This window comes from Bartonella sp. WD12.1, from assembly GCF_002022415.1.
Lineage (GTDB): Bacteria > Pseudomonadota > Alphaproteobacteria > Rhizobiales > Rhizobiaceae > Bartonella.
On sequence record NZ_MUBG01000001.1, the window covers coordinates 1 to 13,904 of the forward strand.

Sequence of the window (13,904 nt, forward strand, 5' to 3'; positions counted from 1 at the left end):
TCCCGAATTACTTTTCCACCACAGAACCAATAACATCGCGAATTTTATCTACAGGAATGTTCATCATTTCTATACGTGGAGAAAACTCGCTTAGTTCATCACGTGCACTGGTTAAGGCTTTTGACATTTCATTGAGAATATGGATTCGACCATCTTTGGCTTGCTCAAGTGCTTTTCATAATTTCTTCGGTAATACCATCAATTTTAATGTCCATTTGCAAAGATGTGATACCGTTTTTTGTACCTGCTACTTTAAAGTCCATATCACCAAGATGATCTTCATCACCTAAAATATCAGACAAAATAGCAAAACGTTCACCTTCTTTAATCAAGCCCATTGCAATACCTGCAACAGGGCGAGCCAAAGGAACACCTGCATCCATAAGCGCAAGTGAAGTCCCGCAGACAGTTGCCATTGAAGATGATCCATTAGATTCAGTAATTTCCGATACAGCACGAATAGTGTAAGGGAAAGAGTCTTTTGTTGGCAATATTGGGTGAATAGCACGCCATGCCAATTTACCATGACCAATTTCTCGACGACCAGGAGAACTACGTCCTGTTTCACCTACTGAAAAAGGTGGAAAATTGTAGTGGAGTAAGAATGTTTCTTTGTACGTTCCTGTTAATGAGTCAATGTATTGTTCGTCTTCACTAGTTCCCAAGGTTGCGATAACAAGTGCTTGTGTTTCACCACGGGTAAACAGCGCTGACCCATGTGCACGAGGTAAAATACCAACTTCTGATTGAATTGAACGTACAGTTGAAAGGGTGCGTCCATCAATGCGTTTTCCAGTATCAAGAATATTTTGGCGAACAATTTTAGCCTGTAAATGCTTGAAAACAGTGGCAATTTGATCAGCATTAAATTCACAATTTTCCTCTATTTTCGACATAAATTTGTCGACAACGTTTGCCTTAATAGCGTCAATTGCGGTGACGTTCTTGTTTATCGGTGATTGTGTAAGCTTTTGGAGGTCTTTTTCGACCATTTCAAGCATAGTTGTTTCAAGGTCAGATAAATCTTCTGGAATGAAATCGCGCGGTTCTTTTGCAGCAACTTCGGCAAGTTTAATGATAGCGTCAATAACTGGTTGAAAACCTTTTTGACCAAATATAACAGCACCAAGCATGACATCTTCAGGTAATTCTTTGGCTTCTGATTCAACCATTAACACGGCATTTTCTGTTCCAGCGACGACAAGATCAAGTTTTGATTCGGGCATTTCATCAATGTGAGGATTGAGAACATATTGTCCATTACAATAACCAACTCTTGCACCAGCAATAGGACCTAAAAGGAATGCCTGATAAAGTTAATGCAGCAGAGGATGCAATCATAGCAAGAATATCAGGGTTGTTTTCTAAATCATGCTGTATAACAGAGGCAATGACTTGAGTGTCATTCTTATAACCGTCGACAAAAAGAGGACGAATCGGACGATCAATCAAACGTGAAATCAATGTTTCATTTTCACTCGGCCGACTTTCGCGTTTGAAATAGCCGCCTGGTATTTTACCGACAGCATAGGTTTTTTCTTGATAATTGACGGTTAATGGAAAAAAATCTTGATCTGGTTTTGGATTTTTTGCTGAAACGACGGTTGCCAAGACGATGGTTTCACCGTAGGTTGCAATAACTGCACCATCAGCTTGACGTGCAATTTTTCCTGTTTCGAGGATGAGTGGCCGACCGGCCCATTCAATTTCTACCTTATGGGTTTTAAACATTTTTTATCCTTAATGGCCAGTGTTCACGTTCTAGTTTTGTATGTTTACTTTTAAATGCGGGCAAGACAACAAGATGCTTCTGTTTTTTTCGCAAAGATAAGAATAAATCACAATTGAGATATGAAGCAACTGGCAATCCTGCCGTATGAAATTTTTTATCAATTTTGAAGATGAAAGCAGTAAGCCGACATAAATGGATGTTTTTTGTAAAAAACATCCATTTACTTTGTTTTAGCGACGCAAACCTAATTTTCCGATCAATACCTGATAGCGATCTTGGTCAATTTCTTTAAGGTAATCAAGAAGGCGACGGCGTTTAGAAACCATCTTTAAAAGGCCACGACGAGAATGATTGTCCTTTTTGTGAGATTTAAAATGATTAGTTAAATTAGAAATACGTTCAGAAAGAACAGCAACTTGCACTTCTGGCGAGCCTGTATCACCGGTTTTAGTTGCATATTCGTAATGAGAGCGTTTACGTTCAGCTGTAATCGACATCATATCATCCTTTCAAAAATGAGGAAACAACAGTCACCCATAGCCGAGATGTCGTCCAGCGAGGGTCTATGAAAACCAAGAAGAACAAAAATTCTTACTTGCTTTGGCATTATATAAGAAAGAAGAACAAATACTAGCCCTTGAAAGTATATTGAAGATCTTCTTTAGAAATAAAGTTGTTTAGTTTAAGGCTATTTTATGAAATATGGCATATCATTTGAGAGAAAGATTGCAGCTTTGCGCAATGTGTTTATGGTAAAAAGAGATTAGACTGCCGATTGGAGACAAAAGATGCAGAAAATTCTAACGTTAAAGCTTTTTCGAAATTCAGTGTTTCGAAATTTATGGTCAGCGACTCTCATTTTTAATTTAGGAGTTGTTATACAAGCTGTAGGGGCAAGTTGGCTGATGACTTTGATTAGTTCATCGCATTCATGGTTGGCTTGTTCAAGGTGCTACAGTATTACCGCTTTGTTTTTTCTCTGATGGCAGGAGCATTAGCCGATAATTTTAATCGGCGTCAGATTATGTTATTTGCACAAATAGTTATGATAATTGTATCAATTAATTGACTGTTTTATCCTATTTAGGATTGATAACGCCTTGGCTTTTACTGTGCTTACATTTTGATTGGATGTGGGCTTGCTTTTCATAATCCTGCTTGGCAAGCAACAATGGGGGATATTGTAAGTAGAGAAAATATCCCTACTGCTGTTACTCTAAATAGTATTGGCTTATTTAATGCGCAGTATAGGTCCTGCTATCGGAGGAGCTGTTATTGCTACTCTAGGTGGAACGGTTGCTTTTTTATTAAATGCTATGAGTTATATTCCTTTAACGAGTGCTTTATTTTTATGGAAACCCAACTATAAGACCAATACATTACCATTGCCGCGAGAGAAATTTTAGGGGCTATAGCAGATGGTTTGCGTTATGTTGTGATGTCGCCTAATCTTTTAAGCGTTATGGCCAGAGCATTTCTTTTGGTATCGGGACGATTTCGGTTTCTGCTCTGTTACCAATTGTTGCATGTGACATTCTTGGGGAAGTGCCCTTCTCTATGGTACGTTACTTGGTTGTTTTGGTATAGGTGCGATTACAGCTGGCTTGTTAATTCGTATATACGGCATTGTTTAATTCAGAAACAATTGTTGCGACTTCATTTATTGGCTTTCTTTTGTTTGCTTTGTTTTAGCAGTAAGTCGTTCAATTGTTGTAAGCCATCTTGTTTTATTTCCTGCTGGTTTATTTTGGGTTTTAGCGTTGTCGCTGTTTAATACATCTGTGCAACTTTCCACACCACGTTGGTTGTTGCGCGTGCTTTAGCACTTTATCAAACTGCATCTTATGGTGGTATGGCAGTTGGTAGTGTGATCTGGGGTGTATTTGCTGATGCTTATTCTCCAACAGTGGCTTTGGTGTTGTGCTCTCTTTTTAATTTTAGGAGCTCTTGCGGGTATAAAGTTTAAAATCCAAGAAATTCCTCAGATAGATTTTGATCCACTTGATCAATTTAAAGAACCACAAGTTTTGCTTGACTTGGAAGCATGTAGTGGTCCTATCATGATTATGATTGATTATCAAATCAATGAAAATGATCTCAAAGAATTTCTTGAAGTTATGGCACGTCGTCGTCATATTCGTCGACGTGATGGCGCTCGCCAATGGTTCTTGTACGTAATCTTGGAAAACCTGGCTGTTGGACAGAAGTTTATCATATGCCAACATGGGTAGATTATCTACGCCATAATTATCGTGCTATAAAAGCAGATGCAGAAGTGAATAAACATCTTAGTCGATTAAATTGTGCACCCGATGGTATAAGAATACATCGTATGATTGAGTGGCAAACAATACCACAGGCTGATGAGGTATATTTGAAGCTTTCTACAGAGCAATGATTTTAGTAGAACGGTTTGGATATAAAGTGGTAAAATGGACCAATTATTTGTAATAAGTGTAGGAAAATACTTTGTTCCATAAAGAGGTTATCGCAGATAGAAAGAAGTTCATCTATTTGTGAAAATACGTTTTGGTTTGAATTGGTTTTTTCAATAGTACCTATAGCGAGAAGTTGGTCTTTGTGGATTATACAAACATCATTTCATCAATACATGCATTTTGATTACGTAAGAGTACTGGATTGCCCGTTTTTAAATGCTGTACTTGATTTTCGCTTATGGTGTAATGAGGTAAGTGAACTAATGCGGCCTTTGTTTCAGTTAGTAGTTCATCAAGTATAGAGAAATCCCGTTTGGAAAATGCATAATTTTCTCCTTTTCGTCTTTATGTATTACAGCTGCCTCTAATTTACTCCATGGAATGAGATCATTTTCATTAAAAGGAGCCACTGCGACACGGCGTAAGTCAGCAATATATCCATAACAACCAAGGTCACGTCCCATATCGCGCGCTAAGGAGCGTACATATGTTCCTTTTCCGCATGTTATTTCAAAAATGGAATGTCCTTGTGTGGTTCCAGTAAGTTTGAGGGATTCAATTTTCACTTCGCGGGGTGGAATTTCAACAATCTCGCCTGCACGGGCTAGATCATAAGCACGATTACCGGCAATTTTAATTGCAGAAAATTTTGGAGGTGTTTGTAAAATAACACCTGTATATTTGGGTAAAAGGCGAGGATATCTTCTTGTGTTGGACGTTGAATCGCTGTTTTAATTACTTCACCTTCGAGATCATCTGTTGAACGCTCTTCTCCCAAGCTACATGAAAGTGATAGGTTTTGATACCTTCCATAACATAAGGAATAGTTTTGGTTGCTTCACCTAATGCAATAGGTAACATACCAGAAGCAAGTGGATCAAGTGTACCTGCATGCCCTGCTTTTGTGCATTAAAGAGCCATTTGATTTGTGAGACAGCTTCTGTTGATCTCATTCCTTTTGGTTTGTCAAGAATTATCCAACCAGAGATAGAACGACCTTTTTTTTTGCGTTGTTGTGCCATGCTCTTTTAATTTTCAGGCTCGTTATTATAAAGAAGATCGCGTGCTACTTCAGGTGAATGGAGTAGAGCATCAATTTTTGAAAAATTATCAAAACTATTATCAAACCGAAAACGTAATTCAGGCATGTATTTCATTTGTCGCAATTGATGGCTAATTTCTTTACGGATAAAACGACTATGTTTATTTAAAACTTCTATAATAGCAGTATGAGAAATATCGTGAACAATACTGAGTGGAGAAACAAAGCAAGTAGCAATTTTCAGATCTGCTGACATACGTACTTCAGAGATAGAAATAACAACACCTTTTAAGGCATCATCAAGTAAAATATCTCGTTGTAGTATATGAGCTAACACGTGGCGAACTTGTTCTCCCACTCTTAATTGCCGTTGTGATGGACCTGTGTTTTTCATTGAACTCATAACCTTTATTACAATTTCTCTTCTCTTTACTTTTTAAAAAATTAAAAAGGAAAGAGACACCATTCACCAATCCAAAAATTTCTCTCTTTTAATAGAGAGGAAAGTTATCAGGTGATTTTATAATGTGCGATTAATGTGCTCGACTCGGAAAATTTCAACAATATCGCCGATACGTGTATCTTCATAATTTTCAAATGCTATCCCACATTCTTGGCTAACTTGCACTTCATTAACTTCATCTTTGAAACGTTTAAGTGTTTTAAGTTTTCCTTCATGAATAACAATATTATCCCGAATGAGACGAACACTTGCTCCCCGTTCTATTTTACCTTCTGTAACTCGACAACCAGCAACTTTTCCAATTTTTGTAATATTAAAGACTTCCAAAATTTCAGCATTACCAAGAAACGTTTCACGTTTTTCTGGTGAAAGTAATCCTGACATGGCCGCTTTGACATCGTCAACAAGATCGTAAATGATGTTATAATAGCGAATTTCGATTCCTTGAGCTGCGGCTAAATCACGCACTTGTTTATTAGCTCGGACATTAAAACCAATAACAGCAGAATTAGATGCTGCAGCAAGAGAAATATCACTTTCAGTAATTCCTCCAGTACCAGAATGAACAATACGGGCACGTACTTCCTCATTTCCTAGCTTTTCTAATACTGATGCAATCGCTTCAATAGATCCCCGAACATCTCCTTTAATAATAAGCGGAAATTCTTTTATGCCAGCGGTTTGCAGTTTTGTCATCATTTGTTCAAGAGAACCACGAGAACCAGCTTTTCGTGCTACAGCTTTATCACGTGCTAATCGTTGACGGTATTCAGAAATTTCACGTGCTTTTTCTTCATTCACTACAACGGCAAAACGGTCACCAGCTTGCGGTGTACCTTGCATACCTAAAATTTCGACCGGTGTAGAAGGACCCGCTTGTTTAATATGGTTACCATGATCATCAATTAAAGCACGAACACGGCCCCATTCATTACCTGCTACGATAATGTTGGAAAGATGCAATGCACCTTTTTGAACAAGAACAGTTGCAATGGATCCACGTCCTCTATCAAGTTTTGCTTCAATAACAATACCTTCTGCAGTTCGCTCTGGGTCTGCTTTCAGGTCAAGAATTTCAGCTTGAAGAAGAATAGCTTCTAGAAGTTTATCAAGATTTTGACCAGTTTTAGCAGAAACTTCAACCTCTAAAGTTTCCCCACCCATGGATTCCACGAAAACTTCGTGTTGCATAAGTTCTGTGCGCACTTTTTGTGCATCAGCAGTTGGTTTATCAGTTTTGTTAATGGCAACAATAATAGGCACACCAGCAGCTTTTGCATGATTGATTGATTCAATTGTTTGCGGCATAACACTATCATCTGCAGCGATTACCAGAATAGCAATATCAGTAATTTGAGCACCTCGAGCACGCATGGCTGTAAAGGCAGAGTGTCCGGGTGTATCAATAAAGGTAATCTTCTGTCCATTTTGTTCAATTTGATAAGCACCAATATGTTGCGTAATACTACCTGCTTCATTAGATGCAACATTGGCTTTGCGAATAGCATCGAGCAAAGATGTTTTTCCGTGATCGACATGACCCATAATTGTTACCACTGGTGGACGTTGCCGCATTTTTGAGGGTCATCAGCTATATTAAAGATACCTTCTTCTACATCTGATTCTGAGACACATTTAACTGTATGACCGAATTCAATAGCGATAAGCTCAGCAGTATCTACATCAATAACATCGCCGGGCTTCATCATTTGGCCCTGTTTCATCAGAAATTTTATAACATCAACAGAGCGCTCAGCCATACGTTGCGCAAGTTCTTGAATGGTAATAGTTTCAGGAAGAATAACTTCACGAGAAATTTTTTCCCGTGGCTCTTGGTTTTGAGCACGTTTAAATTTTTCCTGTCTGCGGCGCATTGCAGCCATTGAACGGCCACGTGCACTGCCTTCTTCATCTAAGGCACTATTAAGTGTGAGTTTTCCGCGGCGGCGTTCATCGGCACCTTTTACAGCTTTAGGTGCACGTATTTCTGATTTAGAAAGATTAGCGCGACGGTTACGCTTTTCTTCGTCTTCATTGTCATCTATGGCGCGTTTTTCGATTGAAGCTGTATTTTTAAACGGGGTAGCTGCCTTTGCTGATTCTATTGGTTCTGTTAGAGAGACTGCAGGAGAAAAAGTTTGAGTTTGTACAGCAGTGTGTTGAGTGTCTTGCTGTTTCATTTTTTCTTGAGCAGCTTGTAAACGCAAGCTTTCTTCACGTTCTTTGGCACGTCTTTCTTTTTCTTCAGCTTGTTGACGCGTTATCTGTTCTTGGATTTTTGCTTCTTCTAAAGCACGAAATCTTGCTTCTATTTCAGCTGAAGAAAGATTACTTTGAGCCACAGATTTTTGGGCTATAGGTTTACTCGTTGCTTTTTCTTCAAACCGCGGTTTGGAGCGTGGTTGAGCCACATGCGGTTTAGTAATTGACAATGATGTCTCAACTTTTTCATCAGGACGTGTAATTTTACGTCGTTTAGTTTCGACAACTACAGCTTTTGTACGGCCATGACTAAAATTTTGTTTGACCATACTAGTTTCTAGCCCTGTTCGTTTGAGGGTCAGCGTCTTTTTAGCTGTTATCTTGTCATTATTATTTTCACTCATTGTATTTCCTTCACGGCTTTTGCCGTCATCTCACAAGGCTTATTGTATTTCTCGTTACGATAGGCGATCAATTTGTTTATCGTTTTGCTAAAACCCTCTGCAGATTTTGTATTCAATAAGGCTGCATGTATCACAAGATTAGCTCCAAAAACCACACTCATTTCATCGCTTGTAAATAAAGATAAAACTTTTATATCCTGATTCGTTTTCTGTTGTATTGCATAGATTGCTTGTAAAATTTTCCGTTTACCATCTTCCGTAGCTTCTTTTGCATGCAACACAAGAGCAACCTGACCAGAGCGGATAGCAGAATCAACTTTGGTTAAACCTGTGACAACAGCACCTGCTTTTCGCGCCATAGAAAGGCTCCCAAGGGCAGATTTTAGGAGGAGTTTATCCACAATATTAGCAAGATTTGAAGCAACCTCCACATCTGTTTTAAGATTTTTGCTAAAAGCTTTACGTTTAATTGCTTCTTCAACGGTATTATAATGAGCAGAGACCCAAATACCACGCCCGGGCAAATTAGCTTTAAGATCGGGGATAATTTGATTGTTTGGACCAACGACAAAGCGAATCAACGCTGTTGTTGAAGCGCTCTTCTTTGTCACAATACAGGTCCGCTCATTCATTTAAAGTGTGTCTCCTATTTAAAGTGTGTCTTCATCCACGTTATCTGTTTTCTCATTTTCTGTAGAATTTTCTGCGACACAATCAGTTTGACATATCCAACCTGCTTGCACACGTGCAGCTAAAATCATAGCTTCTGCATCAGTACGTGTAATATCAAATGGGGTTAAGATACCAGAGAAGTTCTGAACTTGACCTCCTTTGCGTTCTCGCCAGCCAATTAAGTCGTCCACTGCATAACCTGCAAAATCGTCTATTGTTTTAATACCATCTTCGCCAATAGCAACCAACATCGCGTTTGTCATGCCAGGAAGTGATCGCAATTCATCAGCAACACCAAGTTTTTTACGTTTTTCATCTAATTCTTTTTCTTTGCGTTCTAGGTATTCGCGTGCACGGCTTTGAATTTCTGAAGCAGTTTCATTATCAAAACCATCAATAGAAGCGATTTCTTCAAGATCAACATAGGCAATTTCTTCAATTGAAGCAAAACCTTCTGATGCCATAACTTGTCCGACCATTTCGTCAACATCTAAGGATTCCATGAAAAGCTTACTACGTTCATTAAATTCTTTTTGACGATTTTCGGATTCTTCTTGTTCTGTTAAGATATCAATGCTCCATCCTGTTAATTGCGAGGCTAAACGAACATTTTGCCCACGTCGCCCAATAGCGAGACTGAGTTGGTCATCAGGAACGACAACTTCAATACGTTCTGCATCTTCATCAAGAACGACTTTTGAAACTTCAGCAGGCTGTAATGCATTGACAATAAATGTTGCAGCATCAGGTGACCAAGGAATAATGTCAATTTTTTCTCCTTGCAATTCTGCAACAACAGCTTGAACCCGACTTCCTCGCATTCCAACGCACGCTCCAACAGGATCAATTGAACCATCACGTGAGACGACAGCAATTTTGGCACGCGAACCTGGATCACGTGCAACGGATTTAATTTCTATAATACCATCATAAATTTCTGGCACTTCCATGGTAAAAAGTTTTGCCATAAATTGAGGGTGCGTACGCGAAAGGAAAATTTGCGGCCCTCGCTGTTCACGATGTACGTCATTAACAAAAGCACGAATCCGATCTCCATAATGAAAGGACTCACGAGGAATTAGCTCATCACGCCGTATTATAGCTTCTCCACGTCCTAGATCGACAATAACGTTACCATACTCTACACGCTTGACTGTACCAGAAATTATTTCACCAACTTTATTTTTGAATTCTTCAAATTGCTGGTCACGTTCCGCATCACGTACTTTTTGGACAATAACCTGTTTGGCAGATTGTGCTGCAATGCGCCCAAAATCCATAGGAGGTAAAGGATCACAGAAAAAATCACCAATTTTTATATCAACTTGATGTTTTAAGGCGTCAGATAAAGCGATTTCATTTGTATAATCTTCAACGATATCAACAACTTGAAGTAAACGCTGCAATTTAATTTCACCAGTTTTAGAATTAATTTCAGCACGGATATTGGTTTCTTGACCATAACGTGAACGCGCTGCTTTCTGTATAGCATCAGCCATTGCAGAAATGACAATTTCACGGTCAATTGACTTTTCGCGTGCAACAGCATCTGCGATTTGCAGAAGTTCAAGCCTGTTAGCGCTTATAGCCATAGATTTTCTCCTTTTTTATACCATCCAAGCGGAATGATTCTAATTAACATTAATTTTGACAGTTTGTTTTCTCGGTTAAAGTATTAAAATTGTCTTCAGGGATTAGCTGTTGACGTAACTCTTTATCTTTTTTCAGTGCGTCGCGAATAAGTTCATCAGTAAGCACTAGACGCGCATTCGTAACATCAGCGAAGGGAATCAAAACATCCGCTATTTCTCCGTGAGAAGCTTTATCGGTATTTAAGGTAAAGCTATTTTGTGTAATATTTGTTAGTGTGCCGCGAAATTTTTGGCGCCCATTAATAACAACACCAGTTTCAATTTTTGCAATATGTCCTTGCCATTTGAAAAAATCAGATTTTCTTACCAATGGGCGATCAATACCAGGAGATGAGATTTCCAAATGATATTTTCGTTCAATGACATTTTGCACATCAAGAAAAGGCGAAACAGTGCGGCTAATAATTTCACAATCTTCTATTGCCATGGTGCCATCAGTGCGTTCAGCCATAATCTGAAGAGTTAAGCCATTTAAACCAGAGAATTTGACGCGAATTAAACGATAATTTAAAGGTTTGAGCAATGGTGAGACAAGAGCAGCCACACGCCCTTCAATCCCATCTTCTTCAAACAGACGTGGCTCATCAATGTTATTTATTGTTTCAGTTTCGTTTATATCATTCAAGTTGTTTTGACCCACTGATATTAAAAAAGAGCGGGTTCAAACAACCCACTCCTTATCACAAGATGAAGAATCCGTTTCATTATATTCTTAAATTTAAAGTTTTTCAAGTCGTCCATGATAAAGTGTTTTATCAGCTATTTCCTAATAAAAGTAAGATAAGCAGGTGTTCTGCCTTCACGCAAAGCTTTTGCTTCATAACGGGTGCTCTGCCATGACGGGTAGGGGTTTTTCCAATCTTTAGGACTTTCTACTTGCCATTCAAAACTGTCGTGATGTGTGCAGTGGTATAGGGTCCAATTAACGTAAGTATCTATATCGCTGGCAAAACGGAAATTTTTACCTATCTTAAGAACTCGAGCAAAACGATTAAGGTTTTTTGCATTGATAAATCGCCGTTTCCAATGCTTTTTTTTAGGCCATGGATCGGGATAAAAAAGGTCTATTCCATCAAGTGATGCTGTTGGCAGCCAATCAAGAAGTTGTGTGGCATCATTATCATAAAGGCGAAGATGATTTTGATAATGTGTGTGTTTTTCAATATGGACCAATATTTTTGCCATACCATTAATAAAGGGTTCTACGCCGATAAAACCAGTTTGTGGAAAACGTTCCATTTCATGAATCAAATTTTCACCTCCACCAAAACCAATTTCAAGCCGGACTTCCTTTACTTGAGTAGCAAATAAAGATGTTAGCTCTAAGGGTGCTGGTTTATTTAAATCAATGTTAAGAGTAGGGAGAAGCGTTTTTATACACGAAAGTTGATTGTTTCGTAGTCGTTTTCCTTGTCGGCGACCAAAAAAAGCTTCGCTCATACGTGTTTTATGCGCAATCATGGTACTTTAATCATTGATTTAAGCGTTGCAATTAGATCAGTTTTTTCCCATGAAAATGAACCGTCATGTTCTGGTTTGCGCCCAAAATGGCCATAAGCAGCTGTTTTGGCGTAAATAGGTTTGTTAAGACCAAGGTGTTTTCGGATACCTGTTGGTGAAAGATCCATTATTTTGCGGATTGCGGTTTCAATAGTATTTTCATCTACTTTTCCTGTTCCGTGAAGGTTGAGGTAAATAGATAAGGGTTGTGCAACACCAATTGCATAAGAAAGTTGAATAGTACACCGTTCTGCTAAATCAGCTGCAACAATATTCTTAGCTAGATAGCGTGCAGCATATGCTGCAGAACGGTCAACTTTTGTTGTGTCTTTACCTGAAAACGCCCCTCCACCATGGGGTGCTGCGCCACCATAAGTATCAACAATGATTTTGCGTCCTGTTAATCCTGCATCACTTTGAGGGCCGCCAATAACAAATTTGCCTGTTGGGTTAATATACCAACTGCATTCATCAGAAATAGGAATATCACGTAAAGCTTGGCGAATATAAGGCTCAACCACTGTTTGTACTTTATTTGAATCCCAATTTTCATCCAAATGTTGTATTGAAAGAACAATAGACGTTACTTCTATAGGTTTTCCATTTTTATATCGTATTGTTATTTGACTTTTAGCGTCTGGCCCCAGTTTTCCAGCTTCTCCTTCTTTTTTATGGCGCGCTATAGCAAGAAGCTCTAAGATTTTGTGCGCATAATAGATTGGCGCAGGCATAAGGTCTGGTGTTTCACGGCAAGCATATCCAAACATAATACCTTGATCGCCCGCTCCCTCTTGGCCTTGACGATCAGTTGCATTATCAACCGCTTGTGCAATATCAGCTGATTGTTGACGCAAAAGAACATCAATTTTAACAGTTTTCCAATGAAAACCTGCCTGTTCATAACCAATCGCACGAATGGCTCGACGCGCAGCTGCGCGAAAATGAGTAGGATTGATAATAGGAGAGCCAATTTTATCATAGATAAATTCTCCATTTCTATCTCTTTTTAAGAGTGTATCAGGAACACGTACTTCACCAGCAATAACCACGCGATTTATGCTCACTAAAGTTTCACAAGCGATTCGCATTAACCATGGATCAGTTCCAGTTTTCTGCGCTTCTTTATAAACCATATCAACGATTTCATCTGAAATGCGATCACAGATTTTGTCAGGATGCCCTTCGGATACTGATTCACTAGTGAAAAAATAATTTTGATGCGGCATAAAAACTCCCTCAGAAAAGAAAACCGGCATTTTCTTATTATTTATTTGAAGTTTGCTCTATTTGCCAATCCTATGGCAAATCGTCAATGCTGATTTATGAGGCGATATTAAAGGAAAAATGTATTTTTATTTTTATAATTTATTTGTTTGATCTTCTTCAGAAAGAGCTTTTGCTAAATCAATGATTTTTCGACGTACTTTAGCATCAAGTATATTAGTAAAAGCACGCATTAATTGGATTCCTTCGCTGCTAGAGCAAAAATCCATAAAATTACTTTCGCTTTCAGCAAAACCCTCTGCAGATTGAGTAATACCTTTATCAAAAAAATAAGAAACAGGAACATCCATAATTTCTGCAATTGCTTGAAGGCGACTTGCACCAACACGGTTTGTACCTTTTTCATATTTTTGGATTTGCTGAAAAGTAATACCTAATTGCTCACCTAGTTTTTCTTGGGTAAGACCTAACATATTACGACGTAAACGAATACGAGTGCCAACATAAACATCTATTGGATCGGGCTTTTTTCTAGTTTCGGTCATACTGCAACTCTTTATTTTAGCGCTTTGTTT

The 13,904-nt window shown here is 38.6% G+C and carries 8 protein-coding genes and 4 pseudogenes; 1 reads left to right on the top strand and 11 read right to left on the bottom strand.

The window, feature by feature from the left end:
* Together pnp and rpsO are read right to left on the bottom strand one after the other, a co-directional pair.
* Window positions 1-1,731: pseudogene (pnp, locus tag BWD121_RS00005) on the bottom strand (polyribonucleotide nucleotidyltransferase); the annotation flags it as partial.
* 231 nt (window positions 1,732-1,962) lie between these two features.
* Window positions 1,963-2,229: a 30S ribosomal protein S15 gene (gene rpsO / locus BWD121_RS00015; RefSeq protein WP_078662846.1), complete on the bottom strand. Its 267-nt coding sequence runs from the start codon at window positions 2,227-2,229 to the stop codon at window positions 1,963-1,965.
* A gap of 291 nt (window positions 2,230-2,520) precedes the next feature.
* On the opposite strand from rpsO, the pseudogene BWD121_RS08640 reads away from it, so the two are divergent.
* A pseudogene (locus BWD121_RS08640) lies at window positions 2,521-4,130 on the top strand (MFS transporter).
* A gap of 108 nt (window positions 4,131-4,238) precedes the next feature.
* Here the strand turns inward: BWD121_RS08640 and truB are convergent.
* The 9 genes and pseudogenes from truB to BWD121_RS00065 form a co-directional block, all read right to left on the bottom strand.
* Window positions 4,239-5,192, bottom strand: a pseudogene (gene truB, locus BWD121_RS08590) (tRNA pseudouridine(55) synthase TruB).
* A 6-nt stretch (window positions 5,193-5,198) separates the two neighbouring features.
* Window positions 5,199-5,606, bottom strand: coding sequence for a 30S ribosome-binding factor RbfA (gene rbfA, locus BWD121_RS00030; protein WP_078662847.1), 408 nt, complete (start codon window positions 5,604-5,606; stop codon window positions 5,199-5,201).
* A 126-nt stretch (window positions 5,607-5,732) separates the two neighbouring features.
* Window positions 5,733-8,281, bottom strand: a pseudogene (infB, locus tag BWD121_RS00035) (translation initiation factor IF-2).
* Window positions 8,278-8,913 (bottom strand): RNA-binding protein, encoded by a 636-nt coding sequence (locus tag BWD121_RS00040; protein ID WP_078662848.1) that lies wholly within the window; start codon window positions 8,911-8,913, stop codon window positions 8,278-8,280. Before BWD121_RS00040 ends, infB begins: the two are co-directional and overlap by 4 nt.
* Window positions 8,914-8,931: 18 nt before the next feature.
* A complete protein-coding gene (nusA, locus tag BWD121_RS00045; protein ID WP_010703288.1) occupies window positions 8,932-10,545 on the bottom strand; it encodes a transcription termination factor NusA in 1,614 nt (537 codons plus the stop codon).
* A gap of 49 nt (window positions 10,546-10,594) precedes the next feature.
* Window positions 10,595-11,221 (bottom strand): ribosome maturation factor RimP, encoded by a 627-nt coding sequence (rimP, locus tag BWD121_RS00050; RefSeq protein ID WP_078664026.1) that lies wholly within the window; start codon window positions 11,219-11,221, stop codon window positions 10,595-10,597.
* A 143-nt stretch (window positions 11,222-11,364) separates the two neighbouring features.
* Window positions 11,365-12,066 (bottom strand): tRNA (guanine(46)-N(7))-methyltransferase TrmB, encoded by a 702-nt coding sequence (locus tag BWD121_RS00055; RefSeq protein WP_078662849.1) that lies wholly within the window; start codon window positions 12,064-12,066, stop codon window positions 11,365-11,367.
* Entirely contained in the window at window positions 12,063-13,331 is a 1,269-nt protein-coding gene (gene metK / locus BWD121_RS00060; RefSeq protein ID WP_078664027.1) for a methionine adenosyltransferase, read from the bottom strand. Before metK ends, BWD121_RS00055 begins: the two co-directional genes overlap by 4 nt.
* A 132-nt stretch (window positions 13,332-13,463) precedes the next feature.
* On the bottom strand, window positions 13,464-13,874 hold the full coding sequence (locus BWD121_RS00065; protein WP_078662850.1) for a helix-turn-helix transcriptional regulator: 411 nt from the start codon (window positions 13,872-13,874) through the stop codon (window positions 13,464-13,466).
* Window positions 13,875-13,904 lie beyond the last annotated feature (30 nt).

What these genes read in the sequence shown, in the direction of transcription:
- rpsO (WP_078662846.1), bottom strand. Translation starts at nt 2,229, where the DNA reads ATGTCGATTACAGCTGAACGTAAACGCTCTCATTACGAATATGCAACT.
- rbfA (WP_078662847.1), bottom strand. Translation starts at nt 5,606, where the DNA reads ATGAAAAACACAGGTCCATCACAACGGCAATTAAGAGTGGGAGAACAA.
- BWD121_RS00040 (WP_078662848.1), bottom strand. Translation starts at nt 8,913, where the DNA reads ATGAATGAGCGGACCTGTATTGTGACAAAGAAGAGCGCTTCAACAACA.
- nusA (WP_010703288.1), bottom strand. Translation starts at nt 10,545, where the DNA reads ATGGCTATAAGCGCTAACAGGCTTGAACTTCTGCAAATCGCAGATGCT.
- BWD121_RS00055 (WP_078662849.1), bottom strand. Translation starts at nt 12,066, where the DNA reads ATGATTGCGCATAAAACACGTATGAGCGAAGCTTTTTTTGGTCGCCGA.
- metK (WP_078664027.1), bottom strand. Translation starts at nt 13,331, where the DNA reads ATGCCGCATCAAAATTATTTTTTCACTAGTGAATCAGTATCCGAAGGG.
- BWD121_RS00065 (WP_078662850.1), bottom strand. Translation starts at nt 13,874, where the DNA reads ATGACCGAAACTAGAAAAAAGCCCGATCCAATAGATGTTTATGTTGGC.